Source organism: Streptomyces sp. SAI-135 (assembly GCF_029893805.1).
Classification (GTDB): Bacteria; Actinomycetota; Actinomycetes; order Streptomycetales; family Streptomycetaceae; genus Streptomyces.
On sequence record NZ_JARXYP010000002.1, the window covers coordinates 103,764 to 129,105 of the forward strand.

The 25,342-nt window shown below is 69.6% G+C and carries 22 protein-coding genes; 8 read left to right on the plus strand and 14 right to left on the minus strand.

Annotation, left to right across the window (positions count from 1 at the left end):
- Positions 1 to 21: 21 nt before the first annotated feature.
- Positions 22 to 1,080 carry a transketolase C-terminal domain-containing protein gene (locus M2163_RS05225; RefSeq protein WP_280893230.1) on the minus strand — a complete coding sequence of 353 codons (1,059 nt, stop codon included), beginning with the start codon at positions 1,078 to 1,080 and terminating at the stop codon, positions 22 to 24.
- Positions 1,077 to 2,054 (minus strand): thiamine pyrophosphate-dependent dehydrogenase E1 component subunit alpha, encoded by a 978-nt coding sequence (locus M2163_RS05230; RefSeq protein WP_280893231.1) that lies wholly within the window; start codon positions 2,052 to 2,054, stop codon positions 1,077 to 1,079. Before M2163_RS05230 ends, M2163_RS05225 begins: the two co-directional genes overlap by 4 nt.
- Positions 2,055 to 2,348: 294 nt before the next feature.
- On the opposite strand from M2163_RS05230, the gene M2163_RS05235 reads away from it, so the two are divergent.
- Positions 2,349 to 3,023 (plus strand): TetR/AcrR family transcriptional regulator, encoded by a 675-nt coding sequence (locus M2163_RS05235; protein WP_280893233.1) that lies wholly within the window; start codon positions 2,349 to 2,351, stop codon positions 3,021 to 3,023.
- Between the two features lie 115 nt (positions 3,024 to 3,138).
- Entirely contained in the window at positions 3,139 to 4,236 is a 1,098-nt protein-coding gene (locus M2163_RS05240; protein ID WP_280893234.1) for a zinc-binding dehydrogenase, read from the plus strand.
- A 63-nt stretch (positions 4,237 to 4,299) separates the two neighbouring features.
- Here M2163_RS05240 and M2163_RS05245 read toward each other — a convergent pair whose 3' ends face one another.
- The 6 genes from M2163_RS05245 to M2163_RS05270 all read right to left on the minus strand — a co-directional run bounded on the left by M2163_RS05245 (position 4,300) and on the right by M2163_RS05270 (position 8,963).
- The gene (locus M2163_RS05245; protein WP_280893235.1) at positions 4,300 to 4,680 is read right to left on the minus strand and encodes a nuclear transport factor 2 family protein; all 381 of its coding nucleotides are present in this window, start codon (positions 4,678 to 4,680) and stop codon (positions 4,300 to 4,302) included.
- Positions 4,681 to 4,790: 110 nt separating this feature from the next.
- Positions 4,791 to 5,489: an alpha/beta hydrolase gene (locus M2163_RS05250; RefSeq protein ID WP_280893236.1), complete on the minus strand. Its 699-nt coding sequence runs from the start codon at positions 5,487 to 5,489 to the stop codon at positions 4,791 to 4,793.
- Positions 5,490 to 5,502: 13 nt separating this feature from the next.
- On the minus strand, positions 5,503 to 5,913 hold the full coding sequence (locus M2163_RS05255) for a nuclear transport factor 2 family protein (RefSeq protein WP_280893237.1): 411 nt from the start codon (positions 5,911 to 5,913) through the stop codon (positions 5,503 to 5,505).
- Between the two features lie 2 nt (positions 5,914 to 5,915).
- Complete coding sequence (locus M2163_RS05260) at positions 5,916 to 6,722, minus strand: MBL fold metallo-hydrolase (RefSeq protein ID WP_280893238.1); 807 nt, start codon at positions 6,720 to 6,722, stop codon at positions 5,916 to 5,918.
- Positions 6,723 to 6,971: 249 nt separating this feature from the next.
- Positions 6,972 to 7,895, minus strand: a complete 924-nt coding sequence (locus M2163_RS05265; RefSeq protein WP_280897207.1) for an AraC family transcriptional regulator — start codon at positions 7,893 to 7,895, stop codon at positions 6,972 to 6,974.
- A gap of 168 nt (positions 7,896 to 8,063) precedes the next feature.
- The gene (locus M2163_RS05270) at positions 8,064 to 8,963 is read right to left on the minus strand and encodes a helix-turn-helix transcriptional regulator (protein ID WP_280893239.1); all 900 of its coding nucleotides are present in this window, start codon (positions 8,961 to 8,963) and stop codon (positions 8,064 to 8,066) included.
- A 129-nt stretch (positions 8,964 to 9,092) separates the two neighbouring features.
- Here M2163_RS05270 and M2163_RS05275 point away from each other — a divergent pair, with 129 nt between their 5' ends.
- From M2163_RS05275 to M2163_RS05300, 6 genes are all read left to right on the plus strand, one after another.
- Positions 9,093 to 9,872 carry an MBL fold metallo-hydrolase gene (locus tag M2163_RS05275; RefSeq protein WP_062030839.1) on the plus strand — a complete coding sequence of 260 codons (780 nt, stop codon included), beginning with the start codon at positions 9,093 to 9,095 and terminating at the stop codon, positions 9,870 to 9,872.
- 48 nt (positions 9,873 to 9,920) lie between these two features.
- Positions 9,921 to 10,931 carry a superoxide dismutase gene (locus M2163_RS05280; RefSeq protein ID WP_280893240.1) on the plus strand — a complete coding sequence of 337 codons (1,011 nt, stop codon included), beginning with the start codon at positions 9,921 to 9,923 and terminating at the stop codon, positions 10,929 to 10,931.
- 44 nt (positions 10,932 to 10,975) lie between these two features.
- On the plus strand, positions 10,976 to 11,623 hold the full coding sequence (locus M2163_RS05285; protein ID WP_280893241.1) for an NAD(P)-binding domain-containing protein: 648 nt from the start codon (positions 10,976 to 10,978) through the stop codon (positions 11,621 to 11,623).
- 101 nt (positions 11,624 to 11,724) lie between these two features.
- Entirely contained in the window at positions 11,725 to 12,666 is a 942-nt protein-coding gene (locus M2163_RS05290; RefSeq protein ID WP_280893242.1) for a hypothetical protein, read from the plus strand.
- A 92-nt stretch (positions 12,667 to 12,758) separates the two neighbouring features.
- The gene (locus M2163_RS05295) at positions 12,759 to 14,030 is read left to right on the plus strand and encodes a multidrug effflux MFS transporter (protein WP_280893243.1); all 1,272 of its coding nucleotides are present in this window, start codon (positions 12,759 to 12,761) and stop codon (positions 14,028 to 14,030) included.
- Between the two features lie 393 nt (positions 14,031 to 14,423).
- Positions 14,424 to 14,870, plus strand: coding sequence for a nuclear transport factor 2 family protein (locus M2163_RS05300; protein ID WP_280893244.1), 447 nt, complete (start codon positions 14,424 to 14,426; stop codon positions 14,868 to 14,870).
- A 468-nt stretch (positions 14,871 to 15,338) separates the two neighbouring features.
- Here the strand turns inward: M2163_RS05300 and M2163_RS05305 are convergent, their stop codons facing one another.
- The 6 genes from M2163_RS05305 to M2163_RS05330 all read right to left on the minus strand — a co-directional run bounded on the left by M2163_RS05305 (position 15,339) and on the right by M2163_RS05330 (position 25,003).
- Positions 15,339 to 17,543, minus strand: coding sequence for an RICIN domain-containing protein (locus tag M2163_RS05305; RefSeq protein WP_280897208.1), 2,205 nt, complete (start codon positions 17,541 to 17,543; stop codon positions 15,339 to 15,341).
- 410 nt (positions 17,544 to 17,953) lie between these two features.
- Positions 17,954 to 20,116: a beta-galactosidase gene (locus M2163_RS05310; RefSeq protein WP_280893245.1), complete on the minus strand. Its 2,163-nt coding sequence runs from the start codon at positions 20,114 to 20,116 to the stop codon at positions 17,954 to 17,956.
- Between the two features lie 46 nt (positions 20,117 to 20,162).
- Complete coding sequence (locus tag M2163_RS05315; RefSeq protein ID WP_280897209.1) at positions 20,163 to 21,086, minus strand: carbohydrate ABC transporter permease; 924 nt, start codon at positions 21,084 to 21,086, stop codon at positions 20,163 to 20,165.
- Between the two features lie 59 nt (positions 21,087 to 21,145).
- Complete coding sequence (locus M2163_RS05320) at positions 21,146 to 21,970, minus strand: sugar ABC transporter permease (protein ID WP_280897210.1); 825 nt, start codon at positions 21,968 to 21,970, stop codon at positions 21,146 to 21,148.
- 199 nt (positions 21,971 to 22,169) lie between these two features.
- Positions 22,170 to 23,546: an extracellular solute-binding protein gene (locus M2163_RS05325; protein WP_280893246.1), complete on the minus strand. Its 1,377-nt coding sequence runs from the start codon at positions 23,544 to 23,546 to the stop codon at positions 22,170 to 22,172.
- A gap of 362 nt (positions 23,547 to 23,908) precedes the next feature.
- On the minus strand, positions 23,909 to 25,003 hold the full coding sequence (locus M2163_RS05330) for a LacI family DNA-binding transcriptional regulator (RefSeq protein ID WP_280893247.1): 1,095 nt from the start codon (positions 25,001 to 25,003) through the stop codon (positions 23,909 to 23,911).
- Positions 25,004 to 25,342 lie beyond the last annotated feature (339 nt).

Below are 25,342 nucleotides of genomic sequence, written 5' to 3' on the forward strand. Positions count from 1 at the left end.
CTCCGGCTGCTCGGCGGGCGGTCAGATGCGGGCGAGCCGACGGGCCGCCTCGGTGATGTCGGCGACGCTGGGGAAGCAGTGCTGTTCCAGGTGACGGCTGGCGGGGACCGGTGCGTCCACCGCGCCGAGCCGCATGATCGGGGCGTCGAGGTGCCAGAAGCAGCGTTCCTGGACAGCGGCGGCGATCTCGGCTCCGGGGCCGGCGGTGCGGGGGGCCTCGTGCACGATGAGCGCGCGGTGCGTGCGCAGGACCGACGCGGTGACCGTGTCCAGGTCGAGCGGGACCAGGGTGCGCAGGTCGACGACCTCCAGGTCGACGCCCTCCCCGGCCAGCGCCTCGGCGGCCTCCAGAGCGCGCCGGGTCATGCAGCCGTACGTGATCACGGTCGCCGTGGTGCCGCGGCGCCGTACGGCTGCCTGGCCGAGGGGGATGATCTCGTCCGGGTCGGTGGAGACCGGCCCGCGGATCCAGTCGAGCTGCTTGCTCGGGTAGTACAGGACCGGGTTGGGGTCCCGTACGGCGGCCTTGAGCAGGGCCTTGGCGTCCCAGGGGTCGGAGGGGACGACGACTTTCAGGCCGGGGAAGTGCATGCCGAGCATCTCCATAGAGCCGGAGTGCTCGGGTCCCGCGCCGCCGCTCGGGCCGATGGGCATGACGATGACCGCGGGCAGTTCGAACTGGCCGCCGTGCATGTGCCGCCACTTGCCGAGCTTCTGGAAGATCTCGTCCCCGGCGATCAGGGAGAAGTCGGCGAAGCCCATCTGCACGACGGGCCGCATCCCGGTCATCGCGGCTCCGGCCGCGCAGCCGACCATGAAGGCCTCGGTGATGCTGGTGTCCAGGACGCGTTCGTGGCCGAACTCCTCGACCATGCCGCGGGTGCCGCCGAAGAAGCCGCCCATGCGCAGGTCCTGTCCCATGCAGAACACGCTCGCGTCGCGCCGCATCTCCTCGACGAGGGCCTCGCCCTGGGCCGCCTGATAGGTCGTCACCCGGGTCTCGTCGGCCACCGGTCCGGTAGCGGGGTGGGGGTCGGTCGCCGGTCCGGTCGCGGGGCGGGGGTCGGTCGCCGTCGTCATACGAACACGTCCTTGGTGATGATCTCGGGGTCGGGAAGGTCCGCCGCCTCGGCCCGGAGCAGTTCCTCGGCGACTTCCGCCGCCGCGTCGGCGACGATCTTGTCGGCGGTCTCGGCATGGGCGTCGCCCAGATACGCCCTCAGGATCTCCAGTGGGTCCCGGTAGTCCTTGAGGAAGTCGTCGGGCCGGTACTGCTGGGCGTCGCCCTCCCAGTGCCCGCCGACGCGGGTGACCTTGGCCTCGATGAGCGTGGGCCCCTCTCCGGCGCGGGCCCGCTCGACGGCTTCGGCGGTGACCCGGTGCACCTCGACGGCGTCCTGGCCGTCGACCACGACGCCGGGGATGCCGTAGGCGCCGGCGCGGTCGGCCACGTTCGGGGTGGGGCTGACGTCCTCGAAGCGGGTGGAGACGGCGAGGCCGTTGTTCTCGCAGAAGTAGACGAGGGGCAGCTTCCAGGAGGCGGCCTGGATGAGCGTCTCGTGGAAGGTCCCTCGGTGCGAGGTGCCGTCCCCGAAGTCGGCGAGGGCGACCTGGTCGGTGCCGCGCATCTTCGCCGAGAGGGCGGCGCCGGCGGCGATCGGGTAGACGCTGCCCAGGGTGGCGCCCTCCCCCATGATGCCGAGGGCGGGGTCCGCCCAGTGCGGTACGCCGGCGCCCTTGCCGCCGGTCGAGCCGGTGACGCGGCCGAGGAGGTCGCCGATGATCGGCTGGAGTCCCATGCCCTTGGCGAGCGGCCAGGTGGCGCCGCGTCCCTGGTAGAAGAGGTAGTCGTCGGTCCGCAGCGCCGCACAGGCACCGGCGACGGCGCCCTCCTGTCCCTTGCCCGGATGCCAGAAACCGGCGAATCCGTGGTCGCGGATGTGGACGGCGAGCGCGTCCTCCAGGGCGCGCGCCCGGGCCACCGTCGTGAAGAGGCCCAGCAGCAGTCCGGGGTCGGCCGGAACACCGGTGGGTCGTCGTTTCCTGGGCGCCATACCGCCTCCTTGCGGGATGGGGATGCGGTTCTCGAGGCTCGGTGAGGGGCCCCGGCCGCACCGGAACGGAGGTGACGAGAGCGAGGCGCCCGGGGATCCCGCGAACTCGCGCGGACGGGCGTCCGAGTGGCGGCTCCACTCGCTCGATGCCACCAGACAGTATGCCGATCACTCGATCGAATCAATTGTTTGAATCAAATTGCCGCCCAACCTCGGTGCACCCGGCCCCCGCACCGCTAGGCTCGGCATTCCGAGATGTCGAGCCGATGGCGGCCGAGAGCGAAGGACAGTGGCGTGGCTGAGCAGAAGGGGCGCCGCAAGGGCCCGCGGGACGGGGAAGCGACCCGGGAGGCCCTCATGGACGCGGCGGAGCGGCTCTTCGCCGAACAGGGCGTCGAAGCCGTGTCCATCCGTGCCGTCAACACGGCGGCGGGCCTCGCACCGGCCGCCGTGCACTACCACTTCGGAACCAAGGAAGCCCTGCTGGAGGCGGTGCTCCTGCGCCGGGGGCGCGCGGTGGTGGCCGACATCTGCGCCCGCTGCGACGACCTCCTGGAGCGCCCGGAACGCCCCGACCCGCACGACATCGTCGACGCGCTGGTCTCCCCCTACGCGACCCTGCTGGAGCGCGACGGCGCAGGCGGCGGGCGCTGGCTGTCCATCGTGGGCCAGCTGACGCTGAGCGGGAACGACCAAATGGCGCCGTCCGCGAGGCCCGCCACGGAGCGTCTTCAGACCCTGATCCACCGGGCGTTCCCCGACACCCCCGAGGACGCCCTGGAAACCGCGTGGAGCCTGACCGTGGAAGCGCTGATCCTGCTGATGGCACGCGGCCCGGAGAGCTGGTTCGCGCAGGGCGAGGAGGCGGCGGCGACCCGCCGCACCCTGGTGGCCTTCGCCGTCGGCGGCCTGACGAGCGCCCTCACGGAAGCGGGCACGAGCGCGCAGCCGACTGTGTCGGAGAGCTGAGACCACCCCTTCCGCCCGGGCGGAATGCCTGCTTTCATGCAAGCGATCCGATCAGTCGATCGGCAAAGCTCTGGGTGCCGTGACGAAGCGGCACCGGGAACCAGGCGAGGTCACCATGCGCGCAGCCGTCATGCAGTCGGGAAAGATCTTCACCACGGATCTCCCGGACCCCGTACCCGGCCCGGGCCAGCTTCTGGTGGCGCCCATCGCGGTGGGTGTCTGCGGCAGCGACCTCTCGGCCTGGCAGCACACCGACGACTTCCTCGCCGCCCACCAGGAGACGGGCGCGCTGGGCGAGGTCTTCGACCCCGACCGGCCCCTGGTCCTGGGGCACGAGTTCACCGCACGGGTCGTGGAGGTGGGCGAGGGCGCCGAGGGGTACGCGGTCGGGGACGAGCTGGTCGTCCTCCCCGGCGTGACGGCACCCGACGGCCGGGTCCACACCGTGGGGTACGCCAACGACTACCCGGGCGGACTCGCCGAGCGCTCGGTGGTCTGGGCGTACGGCCATCTCCGTATCCCCGCCGGGGTCGACCCGGTGCTGGCGGCGGTGACCGAACCGCTGGCCACCGGCGTGAACGGCGTCCTGCGTGCCGGCGTCCACCCTGCCGACGGAGCCCTGGTGACCGGGGTCGGCCCGGTCGGCCTGGGGACCGTCATCGAGCTGGCAGCCCGGGGAGTGGCACCCATCGTGGTGTCGGACCCCTCCGCCGCACGCCGCAGGATCGCCCTGGCCTACGGCGCGCACCTCGCCGTGGACCCGCTGCGGGACGACCCCGTCGAAGCGTGGCGCGCAGCCGCACAGGGAGCGCGACGCCTCCATGTCATCGAGGCGTCGGGGGCGCGCGGACTGCTCGCCTCACTGATGGCGAGCGCCCCCGCGCACAGCCGGATCTCGGTGATCGGCGCCGGGATGCGCCCGGAGGAGATCCGCCCGGTGGTCGGCGTCCTGAAGAACACCGCCATCGAGTTCGTCGGCGGCCCCGGCATCGGCGAGTCGGGGTACCGGGCTTTCGGCCGCGCCTTCGAGCACCTGCGCGAGGGCAGGTTCGACCCCGCGCTCATGGTCACCGGCTACACCGGACTGGAGGGAGCCGCCGAGGTGTTCAACGCCCTGCGGCCCGGCAGCCCGGAGGCCATCGAGCACGTCAAGATCCTGGTCCGCCACGACCTGCCCGGCAACGCGATCCTCGGGCCGGACGAACTCGCCTGACGCGCCTTTCACCGAGATGCCCGACCGACGACTGGGGGCGCCGAGGAGCAGCCGTCAGCGAGGTCAGAACATGGTGTTGTCGTTGGCGCTGTCCTCGGGAACCTCTTGGACCACGTCCCAGTGCTCGACGATCCTGCCGTCGGCGATCCGCCAGAAGTCGGCGACGGCCATGCCCCGGTCGCCGGGCTTGAGGTGCAGGTTGCTGTGCGTGACGACCAGGTCCCCTTCGGCGATCGTGCGCTTGATGTCCAGGTGCAGTTCCGGGAACTGTCCGTGCAGCCAGTGGACGTAGCCCACGAACGCCTGCGGACCGTCGCCGGCTCCGGGATTGTGCTGCGTGTACGACTCCCCCAGGTGCGCGGCCGCGGCCTGATCGGGCCCGTAGTCGTTGAAGGCCTGCTCGTAGAACGCGATCACGAGTGCCTTGTTGTCTGTCGCGGTCATGTGAATCTCTCCTTGGTGAGCAGGGGCGAACGGAGATCTGCGCGTCGAGGCCGGGGCCGGCTCCGGGGAGTCAGGGCACCCGGAGCCGACCGTTCATGTGCCCGCCGGGCTCAGGTGTCGTGGTCGGCGCGGGCGGCGGCGTCAGCGAGGGCGGCGGCGACTTCGTCGGGGTGCGACAGGTGCGGCGAGTGCCCGGAGTCGACCCGGACCGTGTGCGTACCGCGTGCGGCCCACTGTTCCTGCACCCCGGGCGGCAGCGCGGGATCCTGGGTGGCCACGATGTACGTCCTGGGCAGCCCGTCGGGCGCGGCGCCCAGTTCCTCGGTGAAGGCTCGCAGCCCTTGCCAGTTGAGGCGCTTGACGGCCTCGGCGATGACGTCCGGTGCGACGCCGCTGAAGATGGACTCCTCGGGGTCCCCGGCCTTGACGGCGAGCCGGTCGGGCGAGTGGATCCAGGTGGGCGGGAAGTCGCCGCCCATCCACTCCAGCATCGAGGTGCCCGGCTCCAGGGCGAACGCGGCGATGTAGACCAGTTCCACGACCCGGTCGGCCTCGGCGGCGACCCAGGTCGCGGGGACACCGCCGTAGGAGTGGGCGGCGAGCACGACGGGCCCCTCGACCGCCTCGACGGCGGCACGCAGGACCGCGACGTCGTCGCTGAGCCCTTGGGCGGCAGTGCTGTCCGGGTTGCTGCTGGGCAGCTGCACGGCGACGGAGTCGACCCCGCGGGCGGCCAGCCGCTCGCGCAGCGGGCCGAAGATCCACGGGGTGTGCATGGCTCCGTGGACGAGTACGACGGTGGGATTCATCAGTGGTTCCACCTCACGGGGTCATGGCGTCGCGGACGAGGGCCGTGTCCACGAACTGTTCGAAGCGGACGATGAGTCCGCCGCGGACGACGAAGTGGTGGGCCACGCGGACGTCGATCGGCTTGCCGGTGGCCTTGTTGACGGCGGAGTAGCGGGCCAGGACGACGACGTTCTCACCATCGACGACATAGGTGTCGTCGTGGGCGGTCCAGCCGTCCCAGTCCTTGCCGAGCTGTTCCATCACGCTCGACGTGACCCCGTCGGGGGTGCGGTAGGTGCCGGCCAGCGGGAAGCCGGCCATCTCCGTCCACTCCACATCCGGGGCCAGGGTGGCGCGCAGGGCCTCCAGGTCACCGGCTGCGGAGGCCAGGTACTGGCGGCGTACGACATCCGCCGGCGCCGCGGACTGGGCGAACTCAATCATCGTCAGCCCCACTTCATCTCGCCCTTGGCGACCTTCGCACCGATCTGCGCGGCGATCAGCATCCCGTTGTCCGGGTAGCGCTTGACCAGCGCCTCGGTCAGCGCCGCACCGTCCGGCGCCTTGCCCAGTTCTTCCTCGAACGCCACCAGGTAGTCGCGGGTGGCGGTGATCGCCGAAGCGTCCGCGACCGTGCCCGGCAGACGGTGACCGGGCACCACCAGCTCCGGCTCCAACGCGTCCATCTCGTCCAGCACACCGATCCAGGCGGCACGGTCGGCGAGGGTGGGTGTGTCGGCCACCCACACATGCTCCTGCTGGAACAGCAGGACACCACCGAGCAGGGCCCGGTGCTCGGCCTGCCACAGGTAGTGCCGGTCCGGCAGCCCCGCCGGGCCGCCCTTCAGCTCGAAGCGGTGGCCTTCCAGGGTGAGGTCCCCGGTCAACTCGGTGAGGTCGACCAGACGGGTGGGCAGGTTCGGGCCCAGCGCCTCCCACGCCTTGAGCTTGCCCTGGTAGGAGTGCTGGATGTGCTCGATCACCAGCGGAGTGGCCACGAACACCGCCTCGGGGAAGGTGTCGGCGATGACCTCGGCACCGAAGTAGAAGTCCGGGTCCGCATGAGAGACGAACACGGTCGTCAGGCTCTTGCCCGAGTCCAGGATCTCCGCGGCCAGACGGTGACCGTCGGCCCGCGTGAACCCGGCGTCCACCAGCAGCGCCTCCCGCTCACCCGTGACCAGCGTCGCGGTCTTGTTCTTGCTGCCGGCCGGGAAATCCAGATCCAGGATTGTGAAGGACAGCGTGCTCAACTTTGGCTCCTTGCAAGGGGGGTGGACAGGCCGTGCCGAATTCGATGCCGCTCAGATGGCCGATTAACGGGTTCGCGCCGGGCGAATCGCCGGGCGCTTCTCCACGCCATGGTTCACGGACATCACGAATTCTTCATCCGGGACCGTGACCCCGGGTAATTGTCTTGACCGCGTTCAACCCTTTCCCCGCTGGAACGTGTCGGCAAGGTAGAAGGGAGACGCGCCATGGTCAAACGACGACAGCCCTGGTCAGCGGGCCGCCGTAGAGGGCGCACTGTCGGGCTGGAAGGGCTCGCGGAAGGCACTGGGTGTCGTACCGGTGTGCCGGATGAAGAACTTGCCGAAATTGGTGGATTCCACGAATCCGAGGTGCCGGGCGATCGTCGACACCGGCTCGTCCGTGTGGGCGAGCAGCCGCTGCGCCTCCAGGGCGACGCGCTCGTCGATGACCCGCTTGACGGGCTGCCCGGTAGCGGCCATGCAGGCACGGCTGAGCGTCCGCACGGTGTACCCGAGCCGGTGCGCGTAGTCGGCGGCACGGCGGGTGGTGGCGTACGAGCGCTCCAGCTCGGCACGGAACCGGGCGTACACCTCCCCGCCGACCTGCGCCTCGCCACCCTCGTCGGTGCATGACAGCCGGTCGATGTGCAGCAGTACGGCGACCAGCAGATGCCGGAGCATCTCGGGTGAGGCCGTCTGGTCGGCGCGCTCGTACTCCCTGCGGATCTGGCTGACCAGGGTCGCCAGCACCGCGTACTCGGAGCTGGTGCCGAGTTGCCGGCACACCGGGCCCCGCCAGTCGTTGAGCAGACGGTCCGTGCTGGTGCAGAGCGGCAGGAAGGAGGGGGTGAACAGCAGGTGCAGACCGTGCGCTGTGCCTGGGCGGACGTAGCGCTGCACCTGGCCTGGTCTTACCCACAGCAGGGTGCCGGGGCGGCAGGGGTAGGTCACGAAGTCGACCGCGTGCTCTCCGCTGCCCTCTGTGATCAGCGTGAGGGTGTGGAAATCGATGCGGTGCACCCCGTCGGGGTCCCGACGGGCCCGGCGCCGGTGGAGCGTGGCGAGTTCGACGATCTCGAAACCTGGCACGCTCTCCCGAGGCGGACGGAAACCGAGCCGGGGGATCGGTCCCGGCTGCCCGAATTCAGCGGCGAACGCCTCTTCGACCCGCATCTTGCTCTCCACGCGATCTCGTTCCACCGTGGCTGGTCCGCAGCGTATCCCGGTCGCATCCGGGCGATACACCGCTATGGAATGCGAGCGATGCGGCAAGACCGAAATCTGACAGAAGACAGAACTCCGCATGACCCTCGTGTGGTGTTCTCGTGAGCCGTCGGCCGGCTATCCGCCCTGATGGGTCTGCCGGAAAGCACCCGGGGTCACAGCCAGGTGGCGGGTGAAGAACTTACCGAAGTTCGTCGCTTCGACGAACCCCAGACGCCGGGCGATGGTCGCCACGGGTTCGTCGGTGTGGGCGAGCAGCCGCTGCGCCTCCAGGGCCACCCGGGCGTCGATGACCTGCTTCACCGGCTGGCCTGTCGCGGCGACGCAGGCACGCGTGAGGGTCTTGACGGTGTACCCGAGCCGGTGCGCGTAGTCGGCGGCACGGCGGGTGGTGGCGTACGAGCGCTCCAGCTCGGCACGGAACCGGGCGTACACCTCCCCGCCGGCGTGCGGGTCTCCCTCGTTGTCGGGGTGCGGCAGCCGGTCGATCTGCAACAGGACCGTGGCCAGTAGGAGTTGAAGGATCTCCGCTGACACGCTCTCCACGGGACGGCCGTACTCGGTCCGCATCTGACCGAGCAGGGTCGACAGCACGGCGTACTCGGGACGTGCACCCAGCTGCCAGCAGGCGGGGCCGTACCACTCCTTCACCAGGCGGTCGGTGCTGCTGGTGTGCGGCGGGAAGGCCGGTGTGAACAGGAGCTGGGTGCCGTTGGCGGTGCCCGGCCGGACGAAGCGCTGCACCTGTCCCGGGCGGATCCACAGCAAGGTGCCGGGGCGGCAGGGGTGGGTCACGAAGTCGACCGCGTGCTCGGCGCTGCCCTCGGTGATCAGCGTGAGGGTGTGGAAGTCGACCCGGTGCACCAGGTCGGCCCGGCTGCCCCGGCGTCGGCGCCGCTCGTGCAGGGCTGCCAGCTCGACGATCTCCAGCCCTCGGACGCGTTCGTGCGGCGGATTGAAGTCGAGCCGGGGGATGGCGCCGACCTGCGAAGGGTCCCCGGATTCCGCCGTACGCATCGAACTCTCCACATGTCCTCGAATTACCATGCCGCGTCTTCAGCGTATCTCGATTACCTGCGGCGTTTGCGACAAGAGTGGAGGACGTCAAGACGGCAACGGGCCGCCTTAACCGCAAGGAGCATCTTCATGAACGGCACGGTCACGGTTCTCGACAGGGGCTCGGTCCGCATCCACAGCTACATGTCGCCGGCCGACACCTTCCACACCACCACCCAGTTGATCGAGACCCCCGCACGGATCATCGCGATCGACGCCCAGCTGCTGCCCGCCTACGCCGAGGAGGCCGTCGCGTACGCCAAGGGCCTCGGCAAGCCGATCGATCGGCTGATCGTCACCCATGCCCACCCGGACCACTACAACGGCGCCGCCCGCTTCGGCGTCCCCGTGCACGCCCTGCCCCAGGTGACCGAGCAGATCATCGCCCGCGGCGACAGCCACCTGCCGACCGGCCAGGTCATCACCCTCACCGAGTTCACCCCCGACGTGAACATCGTCCCGGGAACCGAGGTCATCGACGGAGTGCCCTTCGTGTTCGAGGCTGTCTCCGGCGGCGAGGCCGCGGACGAGCTCCTCATCAAGCTGCCCGAGCAGGGTGTGCTGATCGCCCAGGACCTCGTCTACAACGACGTCCACCTCTACCTGGGCAACAACGACATCACCGGCTGGCAGCAGCTCGTCGACGGACTGGCCTCGGAGTCCGGCTACGACACGATCCTGGCCGGCCACGGCGCCCCCACCGGGCCGGAGGTCTACGGGGACATCCGCCGCTACCTCGACGACGCCCGCGAACTGCTCGGCGACGACGGCGACGCGTACAAGAAGGCGATCGTCGACAAGTACCCCTCCCACGTGGGCCCGTTCATCATCGACATCGCCAACCGGTCCCTCTTCCCGGCCGCCGGCTGACTCCCCTTCCCCCTCTTATCGACACGCGCTCATCAAGAGAGATCCGTCATGTCCTCAGCACGTCTTCGCGGCCCCCGTGCCGCGGCCGTCGCCACGGCCGCCCTCCTCGTCCTGGGCAGCGCCGCCCCCGCCCTCGCCACCTCCGGCGGCGATCTTCCCCATCACCCAGTTCTCACCAACAAGCCTGCGCTGCCGGCCAGTTACACGATCCCGGGCGACAAGACCTACCCCGAGGGCATCGCCCGCCAGCAGGGCACGCCGTACTTCTACGTCGGCAGCACCAGTGACGGCACGATCTACCGGGGCGACATCCACCAGGGCGCGACCAAGGTGTTCCTGCCCGGCGGCGAGGACGGGCGCGTGTCGGTCGCCGGTATGAAGACCGACCGCGCCGGCCGGCTCGTCGTCGCCGGCGGCGCCACCGGCAAGGTCTTCGTCTACGACACCCGCACCCGGGCCCTGCTGCACGTCTTCGACACCGGCCACTCCGACGTGTTCCTCAACGACGTGGCCCTCGCGCCGAACGGCGACGCCTACATCTCGGACTCCATCCACCCGGCGCTGTGGCACATCACCGCGGCCGAGTTGAAGAGCAAGCGGGTCGATCAGCCGCTGCGGGTGGGCGTCGACCTGACGAACTCGCCGATGGTCTACGACGCCGGCTTCAACGGCAACGGCCTGGTCGTCACCGGCGACGGACGGTACGTCCTGCTCGCCGACTACAACGACTACGCCTTCTACCGCGTCGACCTGCGCACCCACCAGGTCGTCCCGATCGACCTCGGCGGCGCCAAGGGCATCTCCGGCGACGGTCTGCTGCTCAGGGGGCACACCCTGACCGCGGTCACCGAACTGGACAACCCCGACGGCCAGATCGCCGTGCTGAAACTGAACGGCGACTACACCAAGGCCCACGTCGTGAGCGTGGAGCACGGGCACGGCATGCACAGCCCGTCCACGGCCGCCTTCGACGGCCACGACCTGCTGATCGTCAACTTCCAGTTCCAGATCGCCGACCCGAAGCTGCCGTTCGACGTGGTCCGGGTCCACACCCGGTAACCGTCGGAACCCATAAGACGTCAGAGACACGAGAGACGACCATCATGAACATCACCATCGTCGGGGCCGGGAACATGGCCCGAGGCATCGCCACCCGCGCCCTGGCCGGCGGCCACCAGGTCACCATCACGGCCAAGGACCCCGACAAGGCCGTACAACTCGCCGACGAACTGAGCGAACAGGACGACGGCGGGCAGGTCGCAGCCGGCGACGAATCGGCCGTCGAGCGGGCCGACATCGTCGTCCTCGCGGTGCCCTTCACCGCGGCCGAGCAGCTCGCCGCAACCTACGGCCCGCGACTTGGCGGCAAGGTGCTCATCGACATCAGCAACCCCGTCGACGCCACCCTCGACGCACTCGTCGTCACCCCCGGCACCTCCGCCGCCGAACGCATCGCCGCAGCCGCCGGAGAACAGGTGCGGGTGGTCAAGGCGTTCAACACGACCTTCGCCACCACCCTGGTCTCCGGCCAGGTGGACGGAACCCCGCTCGACGTGTTCATCGCCTCCGACGACGAAGCCGCCCGCAAAGAAGTCGCCGCCCTCGTCGCCTCCGGCGGACTCAACCCGGTCGACGTCGGCGCACTCAAGCACGCACGCGAACTGGAGGGCTTCCAGCTCCTCCACATGGCGCTACAGATCCGCGAGGGCGGCCACGGCTGGGCCAGCACAATCAAGATCGTCGCCCCCTGAGGCACCAGCCGGTACGACACCCTCCCCCGAACGCCACTGCCGGCCCGCTACTCCCCCACGGGCCGGCAGTGGCCCGTCCTCAGCACAGGAGAACCGCCCCCATGCACGCCCGCACCACCGTCACCACGCTCGCAGCGGCCGCGGCCCTGCTGACCTCCGCGGCGACTGCCACGGCCGCCACCGAGCCGCTCTCCCATCCCCGCATCGCGGCCCACTTCAGCCTGGCAGCCGAGCAGCAGCCAGAGAACATCACCGTCGACCGCACCGGGTCGGCGTACCTGACCTTCTCCTTCGCCCGGCAGATCGTCCGCGTCTCCCCCGACGGACACCAGCACGTGCTGGCCACGCTTCCCGCACCCGCCAAGGCGAACACCCCCAACCTGGGCAAGGCGTTCGTCGGCGGCATCGCCCGCGCCGACGACGGCACCCTCTACGTCACCTACGCCACCGGCACCGCCGACCTCACCGGAATCTGGGCGGTGCGCCCCGGTGGCCGCCCGCACCGCATCGCCGCCCTGCCCGCCGACGGACTGCCCAACGGCCTCGCCCTCGACGGACACAGGCAGCGGCTTTATGTCACCGACTCCGTCCACGGCGTCATCTACCGCCTCCCCGCACACGGCGGCAAGGCGACCGTCTGGGCCCGCGGTGAGGCCCTCGAACCCAGCACCTTCGCCGGCGCCAACGGCCTGAAACTGCACAACGGCGCCGTCTGGGCCACCAACCTCGACAAGGGCACCGTCCTGCGCATCCCCATCACACCGCGCGGCACCGCGGGCACCATCGAGGTCCGCGCCACCGGGATGCCCTCCATCGACGACTTCGCCTTCACCGGGCACGGCGACACCCTCCTCGCCGCCCGCGACGACAACGAGGTCGACCTGGTCCGCCCCGACGGCACCCACACCGCGGCACTCACGGCCGCCGACGGCCTCCAGACCCCGACCTCCGTCGCGGTCCACCGCGGCAAGGTGTACGTCCCCAGCGCCGCCTACCTCACCAACGAGGACCCCAACCTCCTCGTCGCCCACCTCGACCGCTGACACGGCCGTAGCGGTACACCACCCGACGGCGGCGTGGGCGGCGGGACAACCCCGCCGCCCACGCCGCCGACCCTCGCAGTCCAGGAACAGATATGGCCGCGACTCCTCAGACCAGCACCCCCAGTCCCCATCCCCGGCGAGGCGAGGCGCAGGACCGCCGCCCCCGCCGCCTGCCCCTCGTCCTGGTCCTGGGCTCCCTCACCGCGCTCGGACCGCTCACCATCGACCTCTACCTTCCGGCGCTGCCCCGGGTCAGCGCGGACCTGCACGTCTCCCAGGCCGTCACCCAGCTCACCCTCACCGCCTTCATGGCCGGCATCGCCCTGGGCCAGCTGGTCATCGGCCCGCTCAGCGACACCCTCGGGCGACGCCGGCCGCTGCTGACCGGCCTGTCGGTGTACGTGGCGGTCGGCGCCCTGTGCGCGCTCGCCCCGAACCCGGAAGTGCTCATCGGCATGCGGCTGGTCCAAGGGCTGGCGGGGGCGGCGGGCATCGTCATCGCGCGGGCCGTCGTCCGCGACCTGTACGACGGACTCGGGGCCGCCCGTCTGCTGTCCTCGCTGATGCTGGTGTCCGGCACCGCGCCCATCCTGGCGCCCGTGCTCGGCGCCCAACTGCTGCGACTGACCTCCTGGCGAGGCGTGTTCGTCACCCTCACCCTCCTCGGCCTGGTCATCCTGGCGGCCACCGCGGCCCTGCTGACCGAGACCCTGCCGCGCCCGGACCGGCGGCACGGCGGACTTCCGGCGACCCTGCGCACCATGCGCGATCTCGTGCGCGACCGCCCCTTCACCGGCTACCTGCTCACCGGCAGCCTCGGCTTCGCCGCGCTGTTCGCCTACATCGCCGGATCCTCCTTCACCCTCCAGGAGGTCTACGGCGCCTCCCCGCAGACATACAGCCTGCTCTTCGGCCTCAACTCGCTCGGCATGGTCGCCACGGGACAGCTCAACGGCAAGTTCCTGCTCGGCCGTTACCCCTCCCACCGAGTGCTGGCCACCGGCCTGACCGTGCTCGGGGCCGCGGGTGCCGCCCTGGTGCTCCTGGTCACCGCCACCCACGCGGGCCTGCCCTGGATCGCGGCGGCCCTCTTCCTCACCGCCTGCCCGGTCGGCATGATCCTGCCTACCACCACGGCCCTGTCCCTCCAACGCGCCCCGCTCGCGGCGGGCAGCGCCTCCGCGCTGCTGGGCACCACCCAGTTCCTCATGGGAGCCCTCGCCCCGGCCCTCGCCGGGCTCGGACGACAGTCGACCGCTCTCCCCATGGCACTGTCGGTGCTGGGACTTGCCGTCGCCTCGGCGGGCTGCTTCCTCGCGCTGTGCCACCCGTGGCGGGCCGTTCCCGATCCACTGGCCCAGTGAGCCCGATGCCGGAAGCCCCCACGGGGACGGACGTCCGTGCGTACGAAGCCCTCGCACTCTTCGCCCGTCTGCTCGAGACCTCGGTGAACCGCGCCCTCCAGCGGGAGTTCGGAATCACCTGGGAGGAATACGCGGTCCTTTCACTTCTCCACCGCTCTCCTCGCCAATTCCTTCACATGACGAGGCGGCCACCGCATTCGGTTTCTCGAGAAGCCGGGTGACCCGGGCCGTTACCCGTCAGGAAATCCATGGACGGATACTCCGGTCGGCCTGCCCCAGGGACACGCGCGCGATCCACGCGGCAGTCACCGAGCAGGGCGCGGCCCTCCTCTACAAGGCAGACGACCCCATCGGGCCGCCGTACGCCAAAGTCTTACCAAGTTCAGTATCGGCATGGAGCACACGGAAGTGGGGTTGACCATGGCCGAGTCCACCGGGTTCACCACCTCGACGGCTCCCTGCGACGTCGTACGCCGGCAGTACCTGGCCTCGGCCGCCGGTGACCTGGCCGCGCTGCGCGCGACCCTCGCCCCCGACGGGGAGTGGACGGAGACGGCCGGCTTCCCACTCGCCGGGACCTACCGCACTCCAGACGGCGTGACCTCGAACGTCATGGAGAAGCTCGGCAAGGACTGGGATGACTGGACCGCGCACGACGACACCTACGTCGTCGACGGCGAGAACGTCGTCGTCCTGGCCCGCTACACCGCCACCCACAAGGCCACCGGCAAGGCGATCGACGTACGGGTCGCGCACCACTTCGTCGTACGGGGCGGACTCATCGTCCGCTTCGAACAGTTCGTCGACACCACCCTCGTCCGCGACGCCATGACCGTCTAGAGGCGCCACTCAGCACCCGAAGGCTGCACGATGCGGGCGCCCTGGTCAGTAACCCCAACAGTCATGGTTACACCGCTCGTTTTACAGACCCAGTGGATCACGGTGGGGTTGTGCAGCGTGGCCGTCTGGACGATGGCTGTGCCATCGTCGGTGTGAAGTGGTGTTGCTCGGTCAGTAGTCGTGTCACGGCCGGGCGAAGCAGCGTTGCGGTTCTGGGGCGAGCTGTCTGCTCAGGGTTCGGTGGCGGGATACCGCTTGGCTGCTAGTCTCCAGTGCGTGAAGTGCAGCCGACTGCAGAGCCTGCACTGGCTCCGGGCCGAATCCGGTGGCGAGCAGGGTACCTTCGAAGTCCCGCTACACCCCCGCCACCCGGCGAAAGACCAGGTCAGACAGCGAAATCCTGCTGGAGTAGTAGCGGGAGGGTGCCGCCCGGCTCGGCAGAGCCGGGCAGCACGTCACGGGATCAGGCTAGAAGTGCCACTGTTGGTTGGTGCCGCCGTTGCAGGTCCACAGGTCGACGAGGACGCCGTTGGTCTTGGTGAAGGTGGGGTCGTCGAGGCACAGCCCCGATGCCTGGTTGACGATCAGGTAGTTGCCTCCGTTGACCGGGATGAAGGACCAGTTCTGGTTGGCGCCGCCGGTGCAGGCCCACAGGTCGGCCGCCGTTCCGTTGGCGGTGCCGAACTGGTAGTTGTCCAGGCAGGTGGCCGAGTTGACGTTCCTGAGGGTGTACTGGCCGTTGCCGACGCTAGTGACGTTGAACTGCTGGAGCGTGCTGCCGGTGCACGACCACAGGTCCACTCTCGCGCCGTTGGCCGTGTTCCCCTGGTAGTCGTCCAGGCAGGTATTGGTGTTGACGTTGGTCAGGGTGCGGCCGGCGATGGCGCCGCCGTTGACCGGCACGAGCTGCCACTCCTGGGAGCCGTTGCTCGTCGCGGTCTGCAAGGTCAGGTTCGCGCCCGTCGAGGCGCCGGTGAGGTAGAGGCTCGTGTTGCCTCTGGACTGGAACTGGTAGTTGCCGTTCGACAGTTGGACCATGTTCCACAAGCCCGTGGTGGTGTTGTCGACCCACTGGCCGATCTGCGCGCCAGCGACCGCGTTGTTGCCCCAGATGGCCGCGGCCCGGCCGCCGGAGGCGTTGAGCAGGGTCATGCCGCTCGGCTTGGTGGTGATGTGCCAGTACTGGGTCTCGGCGTTGGACGCCGAACCGGCGTTCTCCAGGCGGACGTCGGGGGTGTTGCCGTTGCCGATGTTTGCGTCGGTCGTGTTGTTGCGGGTGCCGATGACCTGGCCGGTCAGCCGGTTGACGATCTGGTAGAGGGTGCCCTGCGAAAGGCCGAAGTCGATGTCGGCGTTGATGATCGTGGACGTGCCTTGGTTCGCGAGGATCACCACACGGCCGGTGTTGGCGTCGTAGGTGAGGTTGCGGCTGTAGGCGCCGGGGACGGTGGTCTGGTACTGGGTCCAGGTTCCGGTGCTGGAGCCGGTCGCGTTCATCCAGACGCTGCCGCTTCCGGCGGCGTTGTAGAGCAGTCGGCCGTCGGGCAGGCGGATGACCACGGGGCTGCCGCCCTGCGGTACGGCGCCGGAGCCGCTGGAGACGGGGAGGGTGGAGATACCGGTGCCGCTGGTGCCGCCCACGGAGAAGAAGTGCAGCGGGTCGTTGGCCACCTTGTAGCGGACATTGTCGCCGCCGCCCCAGTACTCGTACGTGAGCATCCACTTGCCGTCGGAGGTGGGGACGACGTTGGTCATGCCCGGGCGGCCGCCGCCGATCTCCGTCTTGGTGCCTCCCATGGTGACGGTCGTCCCGGTCACGTCCACCACCGCGCTGCTCCAGCCCGAGCTCGACGAGCCGTTCCAGGTCCGGTGGGCGAGGATCTGGCCGAGCGAGTCCGTGGCCGTGTCGTTGGCGGGGTCCATGGTCAGCGCACCGGTGCTGCTGTCGTAGCCCGTGTAGTCGTTCTCGTCGGAGTAGTACGCCACCAACTGGCCGTTGTAGACCATCAGGTACGGCTCCCAGACCGGGTCCACCTGGTGGTTGGTGTTGGCGTTCGAGACGTTGGAACCCACATTGCCCGCGCTGCCTCCCTGCCAGCCGCCCCCGGTGATGATGTTGAGGAAGCTCCACGTGGTGCCCTGGTCGGTGCTGGAGTACAGCGCGATCGCCAGGTCCCTGCGGTCGCCGTCACCGCTGGGCGTCCAGGTGGGGTCGGCCGCCTTGTGCTCCAGGTAGTAGTAGTCGTCGCCGGACACCACGGCGGCCATGACGAGTGTGCCCGCGGGCAGCGAGCCGACGTTCTGGGGCAGGACGTACAGGTAGGGGTTCGTCCAGGCGCTGGTGTACCTGGCGTACTGCGGGTCGCTCGACAGGTAGGCCGGAGCCCGGACCTGCGAGACCAGCTGCCAGCTCGTGCCGTCGTCGCTGCTGCGGTACACCGGCAGCGTCTCACCGACCGCTGAACCGGACGAGGGGACCGTCGCCTGCTCGAACGAGGCGACCAGCTGTCCGTTCCTCAGCTGCGCGGCCTTCGGGTAGATGGCACAGTTTCCCCGGCCCTTCAGGCACGCCTGGTTCGAGGGGAGCTGATAGATGGTCCCGGGGGTGGGCGAGTACGCGCCGGCGGGCGGCGCCGCCACGAGCGACACGATGACGGCACAGACGGCGGCCATCGCCACGCCGAGCTCTCTCAGTCTGCTTCTCATGTGCATTCTCATCCTGCTCACGGTTGGGCCGAGGCCTGGCGGTTCCGCGCGATCGCGGTCCGCGGGTGCGCGAGTGCTCGCGTCGCCGGGCTGGTGGGTTCGGCCAGAGGTGGGGCCGCCGTCGTCCGGACGGCCCTTCGCCACCCGACGGCGGCGAAGACTTTCGACCTGGGAAGGTCGGACCATGGGGTCAGGTGCTCGTGCTGGAGCTGTCAGGAGCGGGGCTTCAGGCCCTTCGGCGGAACCGCACGGAGTGAAGATCTTCTGCACTGGAGGGGGCTGCGGCTCTTGTCATCGGTACTTCCTGCTTTCCGTGGACGGGCCGGCCGCGCCGTGCCAGGAAGTGGCGTGCCCGGCCGACCGTCAAGGAGCCCGCCTCAGGGGGAGGCGGGCCTGTCGTCGCCGGTGGTGGCGAAGACCCGGACGTCCCAGGCACCGAGGTCAACCGCCGTGCCGACGGAGACAAGTGCGTCGTCGAGGACGTCTGTCAACTCCTGGGGAGCGGTGACCCGTGCGGGCTCCCAGCTCCAGTTGTGGATCACATGGACACGGCGGCCGTCCGTCGCCGTCCCGGTGGTGGCGGTGACGGAGACCGGGAGGTCCTGCCATCCGCTGCGTGGGGCGGGCACCAGCCAGCCGGCCAGAGCCCGGGCGAGGCTCCGTCCGGGGACCGTGCCGACGCAGGTGACCCGGCCCGCGCCATGGCGGCGGCTGGTGACGGCCGGCCAGCGGCCGAAATGCCGGTCATCGTATGCGGCAAGCACCTCGGCGTCGTCGACGGTGAGCGCCTCGAGCCAACGGGTTGCCGTCGCGTCCTCGCCCAGTGGCAGCGGGCTGCCCGCTACTGCCTGCACCGGCACCTCGCGCAGCAGGTTGCTGAACTCCTCGTACGCCACTCCCGCCGCCTCCGACAGACGGCCGGGAGCAGGCTCGTGCCGCGCCCTGGCCTCGTGGTCGGCGTAGGCGGTTCGGGGGCCGAGTACGAGGTGGCCGCCCGCGCGGGCGTAGGCCTCGAACCAGTCGAGGGTGGCGTCGTGGGCGAGGTACAGGGCGGGGACGACCAGCACCGGATGGCGGCGCGCGGCGTCTTCCGGCGCCATGCCGTCCTGTTCGCCGCTCGGGTCGTGCAACTGCCGGGAGTGGACGATGCGCACCTGGCGGCCGGCGTCGAAGGCACCGCGGTAGAAGGGGTCGAAGATGCGGTGGTAGGCGGCCGGGTCAGGGCTGCCGTCCGGCTTGGACAGGGGCGGGTACTTCTGCATCAGCCACTTGCTGGGCGTCGAGTACACCATGGTGATGTCGGCGTCCGGTTCGAGCCCCGCGACGAGCGGGCCGGCCTTGTCGAACTCCGCGCCGAGACGGGCAATCTCGGCGTAGGCGCGGCCCGGCCGGCCGGAGTGCGGAAGGACGCCGCCCCAGTAGGTCTCGGCGCCGAAACGCAAGGTCTGCCACTGCCAGTACTCGATCATGCGGGCGCCGCGTGCCACGTGCGCCCAGGCGGCCTGGCGCCACTGGCCGTCGTAGCCGGGCTGGTTGTCCCATGCGAAACCGATGCTCTGGGCGTTTGTCTCGGTGACCAGGAACGGCTTCTGGCCCGAGGAGAACATCCAGTCCGCGGTCTGGTACATCGACCACACGCCGGTGGTTTTCCAGATCTGCTCGTGGTCGTCCGGCGTGGGGTCGGGCAGGAGCAGGCCGTCCTGCATGTCGTAGTACGGGTTGCCCGAGGCGATGTCGAGTCGGGCCGCCAGCTCGTCGTCCTCCACCCCGCTTCGGGTGTACGAGATGCAGGTGGTCACGAACTGCTCGGGGTGGGCGTACTCGCGGACGATGTCGGCCTGCCAGCCGATGAACTCGGTGACCTGGTCGGCCTGGAACTGCCGCCAGGCGACGTCGTACTGGGGCTGCTCGTTGCCGTCCGGGGTCCACAGGTCGGCCCACGTTGACAGGCGGTGCGACCAGTAGACCAGGCCCCATTCACGGTTGAGGGTCTCGACGTCCCCGTACTTCTCACGCAGGTGGTCGACGAACCGCTGGAAGACACCGTGGTTGTGCAGCAGGTGCAGGCCCGGTTCGTTGTCCACCTGCCAGCCGATGACCGCCGGGTGGTCGGCGTACCGGCCGGTGATCTTCCGGATCACCCGCTCGGCGTGGAACCGGAACGCCGGGTGCGTGATGTCCACCTCCTGACGGGCACCCCAGCCGAGACGCCGTCCGGTGGCGTTCTCGCCGGTGATCTCGGGGTACTGGCGGGACAGCCACGGCGGCACGGCGTACGTGGGGGTGCCGAGGATGACGGAGATGCCGCGTTCGTGGGCGCCGTCGAGCACCGGCTGGAGCCAGTCGAGGTCGAACCGTCCGCTCGTAGGCTCCCAGGTCGACCAGACCGACTCACCGACCCGTATGACGGTGAAGTGCGCGTCGGCCATGAGGTCGAGGTCGGCCTTGAGCTGTTCGTCGGGCCGTATGCCGCCGTAGGCGGGCGTGTACTCGTGGTAGTAGGCGGCACCGAACAGGACACGGGCGGGCAGGACCGCCATGGAGGAACCTCCAGTTGAGGGGGGGACATGAACGCGCATGGGCGCGTCACTGCTTGACGGCGCCGGTGGACAGGCCGCTCTGCCAGTACCGCTGGAGCATCAGGAAGGCCACGACGAGGGGGATGACCGAGATCAGCGAGCCGGTCACCACGAGGGGGAGCATGTCGCTGCTGGCACCCGAGCCGCCGTTCTGGGCCTGGTCGGCCCAGCGGGCGAGGCCGACCGTGATCGGGTACAGCTTCGGGTCGTTGAGCATGATCAGCGGCAGGAAGTAGTTGTTCCAGGTCGCGACGAGCGTGAACAGGACGACGGTCACCAGGCCCGGTGCCAGCATCCGCAGGGCGATGCGGAGGAAGATCCGAAACTCTCCGGCTCCGTCGATCCGGGCGGCCTCCAGGATGCTGTCCGGGACGGCGTCGGCCGCGTAGATACGCATCAGGTAGAGGCCGAACGGGCTGACGAGGGAGGGCAGGACGATGGCCCAGGGGGTGTTGACGAGCCCTACCTTTGCGAAGAGCAGGTAGGTCGGGATGGCCAGCGCCGTGGTCGGGATCATGATGGCGCCGAGGACGAGGTTGAAAGCGGCGCCGTTGCCGCGGAAGCGGAACTTGGCGAACCCGTAGCCGGCGGCGGTGGAGAGGAGCGCCGCGCCCAGGGCGCTTCCCACGGAGTAGAGGACCGTGTTGAGCAGCCAGTGCAGGAAGACCCCATCGTCGTACGTCAGCGTCTGCCTGATGTTCGCCAGGAGGCGCGGAGCGTGCGAGAACCACAGGCCGAAGCTGTTGAACAGATCCTGGGTGTTCTTGGTCGAGGCGACGAACAGCCAGAACAGCGGCAGGAGGAAGTACGCCAGGACGGCCAGCATGACGATCGTCAGCGGGGTGCTGCGGCGTCGAGTCGGGGAACGGCGCCGGCGCAGGCCCATGGCCGCACCGCTTGTCATGGCGGCGCTCCGGGTGGTCGTGCCCATCGGCGCGGGTGACGACGGTGTTCCCTGTTCAAGCAGCGCCGAGGACTTGGCGGTGGTCTTCACGATGTCCTCCTGCGGTTCGTGGTGATCAGCACGGCGTAGGAGAAGAGCACGATGACCAGGCCGAGGAGGAAGGAGACCGCGGCCGCGTAGTTGACCTGCTGGCCGGTGAACGCGAGGGAGTAGGCGTAGAGGTTGGCGGTGTACGAACTGTCGATGACGTCGGGGGCGATGGTCTGCAGCAGCTTCGGCTCGTTGAACAGCTGGAAGCTGCCGATCACCGAGAACAGCAGAGTGAGCAGCAGCGCCGGCCGCAGCGCGGGCAGCTTGACGGACCAGGCGATGCGCCAGGCACCGGCACCGTCCATCGCGGCCGCCTCGTACAGTTCCTGCGGGATCGTGCGCAGCGCGGCATACAGGATGATCATGTTGTAGCCGACGAACTCCCAGGTCACGACGTTCGCAAGGCTGCCCAGCATCCATCCGCTACTGAGGAAGTGCGGCATCGGCAGGTCGAGCTTCCTGCCCAGCTGCGCGAAGGGGCCGAAGTCGGGGCCGTAGAGGTAGCCCCACATGAGTGTGGCGACGACGCTCGGGACGGCGTACGGGACGAAGATCCCCAGCCGGATCACCCGAGCGAGCCGCAGCAGGCCGCTGTCGAGCGCAAGGGCGAAGAGCAGGGCCAGCAGCAGCATCACCGGGACCTGGATCGCGAAGAACGCCGCGACCCGCAGGCCCCCTTCCCTCAGCAGCGGGTCCTTGAGGGCACTCAGGTAGTTGTCCAGCCCGACGAACGTCGTCCCGCCGATGAGCCTGTTCTGGAACAGGCTGAGATAGGCGGCGTAGCCGAGCGGGGTCAGGAACAAGAGCAGGAACAGCACCATGAATGGTGCGACGAACAGCGGCCCTGCCGCACCGTGGCGCAGGCCACCGAGCCGGCGGCGCTTGGGCCCTGCTCGGCGCGCGTCCTCGGCGAAGGCCGCGGGCATGGCAGTCATCAACGGGCCTTTCTTGGGGGGTAGGGGTGTCTTGGTGCGGATCCCAGGCACGGCGGAGGAGCGCCGTGGCACGGGATCCGTCGGCCTATGCCTTGACGGTGAAGCCCTGGTTCTTGGCGTAGGTGGTGAGCCGCTTCTGCCAGGCGTCGAGGGCGGCCCCGCTGTCGGTCTTGTCGGCGAGGGACTTGCCGAAGGTCTCGGTCCAGTCCGTCGCCGCCTGGTCGAGGAACGGCGGCCACTGGAAGGCGGTACTGACCGTGCCGCTGATGTCGGCGAACAGCTGGTTGACCTTCTGACCGCCGTAGAACGACGGCGTGGCGCCGACGAAGGAGGGGTCCGCGAGCAGCGTCCTGGTCGCGGGGAAGAACGACTGCTCAGTCGCGAACATCTTGGCGCTGGCCGCGTCGCTGTTGAGGAACTGCGCGAACTGTGCCGCCGCGATCGGGTTCTTGGTCGACCTGATGACCGCGCTCGTCGAACCACCCCAGTTGCCGGCACTGGGCTTGGCGGCGTCCCACTGCGGCAGCGGGGCCGCCCGCCACTTCCCCGCGGTGGCCTTGGCGGAGCCCGAGAGGAAGGCGGGACCCCAGGCGGCGGTGATCCAGGTGGCGTACTTCCCCTTGTTGAGGCCTGCGTACCACGCATCCGTGAAGTCCGGGTCGGTGCTGATGACGCCTTCCTTCGCGAGGCCGCCCCAGTACGCGCCGAGCTTCTTGGAGATCGCGTCGTTCACGTCGATGGCGATGTCGCTCTTACCGGACAGCGTGTAGGGCTTGGCGCCCGCCTGCCAGAGCAGACCGTGCCAGGCAGCGGCCTCGTTCGCGGCGAGGTTGGTCATGTAGACGCCCGAGTCGGCCTTGTGCAGCTTGCGTGCGGCTGCGGCGAATTCGTCCCAGGTCGTCGGCGGCTTGATGCCGTGCTTCTGGAAGATGTCCGCCCGGTACAGCATGCCCATCGGGCCTGTGTCCTGAGGGATGGCCCAGATCTCGCCCTTGGGGCCACTGACCTGGTTCCAGGTCCAGTCGACGAACGTGTCCTTCAACCGCGAGGCGCCGTACGGGCTCAGATCCAGCAGACTGTCCGTGATCGTGAACGTGGGGATGGCCTGGTACTCCATCTGCGCGATGTCCGGAGCACCGCTGCCTGCCTTGATGGCTGTGCGCACCTTCGTGTAGTGAGCCACGCCCTGGCCCGCGTTGACGGCCTTGACCTTGATGGCCGGGTACTTCGCTTCGAAGAGGGCGACCTCCTTGTCGATGTTCGGGACCCAGGTCCAGAACGTCAGCTGGGTCGGGGTCTTCATGGCCTTGTCGATGTCGGCCTGGGTGACCGTCTTGGCGGAGGTACCGCCGCCGCTTCCGCTGCCGCCGCAGGCAGACAGGGCGGCGCCGAGGGACGCGGCCCCCGTGGCGGTGAGGAACAGCCGGCGGCTCATGGGAGAGGAGGCAAATGATCTGGGCATGGTGGGCTCCCGCCGATAGGCGCGGTGAGGGCATGCCTGTGACGACATGCAGGAAGGGGGAATACAGGAGAGAAACGACGACCGGGAGATCGAGGTCGGCGCAGGAACAAGGTGTCCTCGTGGGCCGCACCCGGCGTACGGCCCGGATCGAAGGCCGTACGCCGGGAACAGCAGCCGGAGCAGGCAAGGGTGCGGACTGGCTCGGCACGAAGGACGTTGTGCGGCGCCCGCGTCTCCTGGGCGCGCGAAGCAGAAAGGCGCGGCCGGGAAGGGAGCTGGAGGAGGCAGCGGCCGGTCAGGCAGCTTGCCGCGGAATCACACGAGTGGCCTTGAGGCGGTTCACTCGGGCCGGTTGATGCTGGTCAAAGGCGGTCGGATAAGCCTCCGCTCGTCGGCGGTCCGGCCTGCGGACCGCTGCGGGAACGGGTGGCATTGCGCCGCCCACCGCCCGGGGCCGCCCGGGACGGCGCAGGCGCAGTCGAAGCACGCAGGACGAGTTCGACCGGTGGGTCGTGCGCAAGAGGCAGGTCCACGTCGGGCTTCTCGATGGCATGCACGAGAAGCCTGAACGCTTCCTTGGCCACCGCGTCGAACGGCTGACGCACCGTGGTCAGGGGAGGAGTCACGTAGGCGGCGACCGGGATGTCGTCGAAGCCGACGACGCTGACATCGTCCGGCACCCGGCGCCCAGCTTCCGTGAGCGCGCGGATCAACCCGATGGCCATGTCGTCGTTCGCGGCGAACACCGCGGTCACGTCCGGGTCCGCGGCCAGCACGCGGCCCGCCGCGTATCCGGACGCGGCCGACCAGTCACCCTCGATGACGGGCGGCTCGTCACGGCCTCGGGCAGCCAGCGCCGCCCGCCACCCCTCGAGGCGGTCCCTGGCGGCGTACCACCGCTCGGGACCGGCGAGGTGATGGACGGTCATGTGCCCGAGCTCCAGGAGATGGTCGGTGGCCGCCCGGGCCAGCAGGCCGGCGCCCACCCCTGCGGACAGGGTGCGGGCGCCCCCGAAGAACGCGGGCGCTCCGAGGACGAGGACCGGCACGTCGATGGCAGCCGAGACCGCTCCCCCGTCCGCTTCCTCGTCGATCGGCTCGGAGATGACGATTCCGTCCACTCCCTGCTCCAGGAGGGAGTCGACGGCTCCGGCGATACCGCCGGGGTCCCCTTCCAGGGTGTGGACCACGCGGAGGGCGTAGCCCGTGTCCCGGGCGGCCCGCTCGATGCCGATGAGCAGGGACGCGGGCCCGTACAGAGCGGTTCCGAGCGACACCACGCCGATCGACCGGGTCCGCCCGGAGGCCAGCGCCCGGGCTGCGGGGTTCAACCGGTAGCCGAGTTCCTCAGCCGCTTCCAGGACGCGCCTGCGCGCCTCGGCCGAGACGTACGCCTCGTTGTTGAAGACCCTGGAGACCGTCTTCTGCGACACGCCGGCCAACCGCGCCACATCCACGCTCCTGGGCGCGCCGGAACTTCCAGCCCGTCCTTGCGTTCGCGTCATGATGTCTCCCGGTGGCCGAACTGCCTTCGACAGAGCGTATCTCCCTCTGACTGCGCAGACATGTCTACGCAGTCAGAGTGCGGCCGTCAAGAGTCTGGAACACATTCGTAACGACATCCGGGTCGGCCCGGGACCTCGGACCTACGACCACGATGAACCGCGCGAGAACCCGCGCCGCACCGCATGAGCCCTGCCGTGGCCCGCCCTCCTCATGGCCGAACAAGACCCCGCGAGCTGCGGTGACGTGCGTGACTGAGGACGCAGGACCGACAACGGCGTACGCCGCGAGGT

Excerpts from the sequence above, each read along its gene's own strand:
- M2163_RS05225 (WP_280893230.1), bottom strand. The coding sequence starts at position 1,080 with ATGACGACGGCGACCGACCCCCGCCCCGCGACCGGACCGGCGACCGAC.
- M2163_RS05230 (WP_280893231.1), bottom strand. The coding sequence starts at position 2,054 with ATGGCGCCCAGGAAACGACGACCCACCGGTGTTCCGGCCGACCCCGGA.
- M2163_RS05240 (WP_280893234.1), top strand. The coding sequence starts at position 3,139 with ATGCGCGCAGCCGTCATGCAGTCGGGAAAGATCTTCACCACGGATCTC.
- M2163_RS05245 (WP_280893235.1), bottom strand. The coding sequence starts at position 4,680 with ATGACCGCGACAGACAACAAGGCACTCGTGATCGCGTTCTACGAGCAG.
- M2163_RS05250 (WP_280893236.1), bottom strand. The coding sequence starts at position 5,489 with ATGAATCCCACCGTCGTACTCGTCCACGGAGCCATGCACACCCCGTGG.
- M2163_RS05255 (WP_280893237.1), bottom strand. The coding sequence starts at position 5,913 with ATGATTGAGTTCGCCCAGTCCGCGGCGCCGGCGGATGTCGTACGCCGC.
- M2163_RS05265 (WP_280897207.1), bottom strand. The coding sequence starts at position 7,895 with ATGCGGGTCGAAGAGGCGTTCGCCGCTGAATTCGGGCAGCCGGGACCG.
- M2163_RS05270 (WP_280893239.1), bottom strand. The coding sequence starts at position 8,963 with ATGCGTACGGCGGAATCCGGGGACCCTTCGCAGGTCGGCGCCATCCCC.
- M2163_RS05275 (WP_062030839.1), top strand. The coding sequence starts at position 9,093 with ATGAACGGCACGGTCACGGTTCTCGACAGGGGCTCGGTCCGCATCCAC.
- M2163_RS05280 (WP_280893240.1), top strand. The coding sequence starts at position 9,921 with ATGTCCTCAGCACGTCTTCGCGGCCCCCGTGCCGCGGCCGTCGCCACG.
- M2163_RS05285 (WP_280893241.1), top strand. The coding sequence starts at position 10,976 with ATGAACATCACCATCGTCGGGGCCGGGAACATGGCCCGAGGCATCGCC.
- M2163_RS05290 (WP_280893242.1), top strand. The coding sequence starts at position 11,725 with ATGCACGCCCGCACCACCGTCACCACGCTCGCAGCGGCCGCGGCCCTG.
- M2163_RS05295 (WP_280893243.1), top strand. The coding sequence starts at position 12,759 with ATGGCCGCGACTCCTCAGACCAGCACCCCCAGTCCCCATCCCCGGCGA.
- M2163_RS05300 (WP_280893244.1), top strand. The coding sequence starts at position 14,424 with ATGGAGCACACGGAAGTGGGGTTGACCATGGCCGAGTCCACCGGGTTC.
- M2163_RS05305 (WP_280897208.1), bottom strand. The coding sequence starts at position 17,543 with ATGGCCGCCGTCTGTGCCGTCATCGTGTCGCTCGTGGCGGCGCCGCCC.
- M2163_RS05310 (WP_280893245.1), bottom strand. The coding sequence starts at position 20,116 with ATGGCGGTCCTGCCCGCCCGTGTCCTGTTCGGTGCCGCCTACTACCAC.
- M2163_RS05315 (WP_280897209.1), bottom strand. The coding sequence starts at position 21,086 with ATGGGCACGACCACCCGGAGCGCCGCCATGACAAGCGGTGCGGCCATG.
- M2163_RS05320 (WP_280897210.1), bottom strand. The coding sequence starts at position 21,970 with ATGGTGCTGTTCCTGCTCTTGTTCCTGACCCCGCTCGGCTACGCCGCC.
- M2163_RS05325 (WP_280893246.1), bottom strand. The coding sequence starts at position 23,546 with ATGCCCAGATCATTTGCCTCCTCTCCCATGAGCCGCCGGCTGTTCCTC.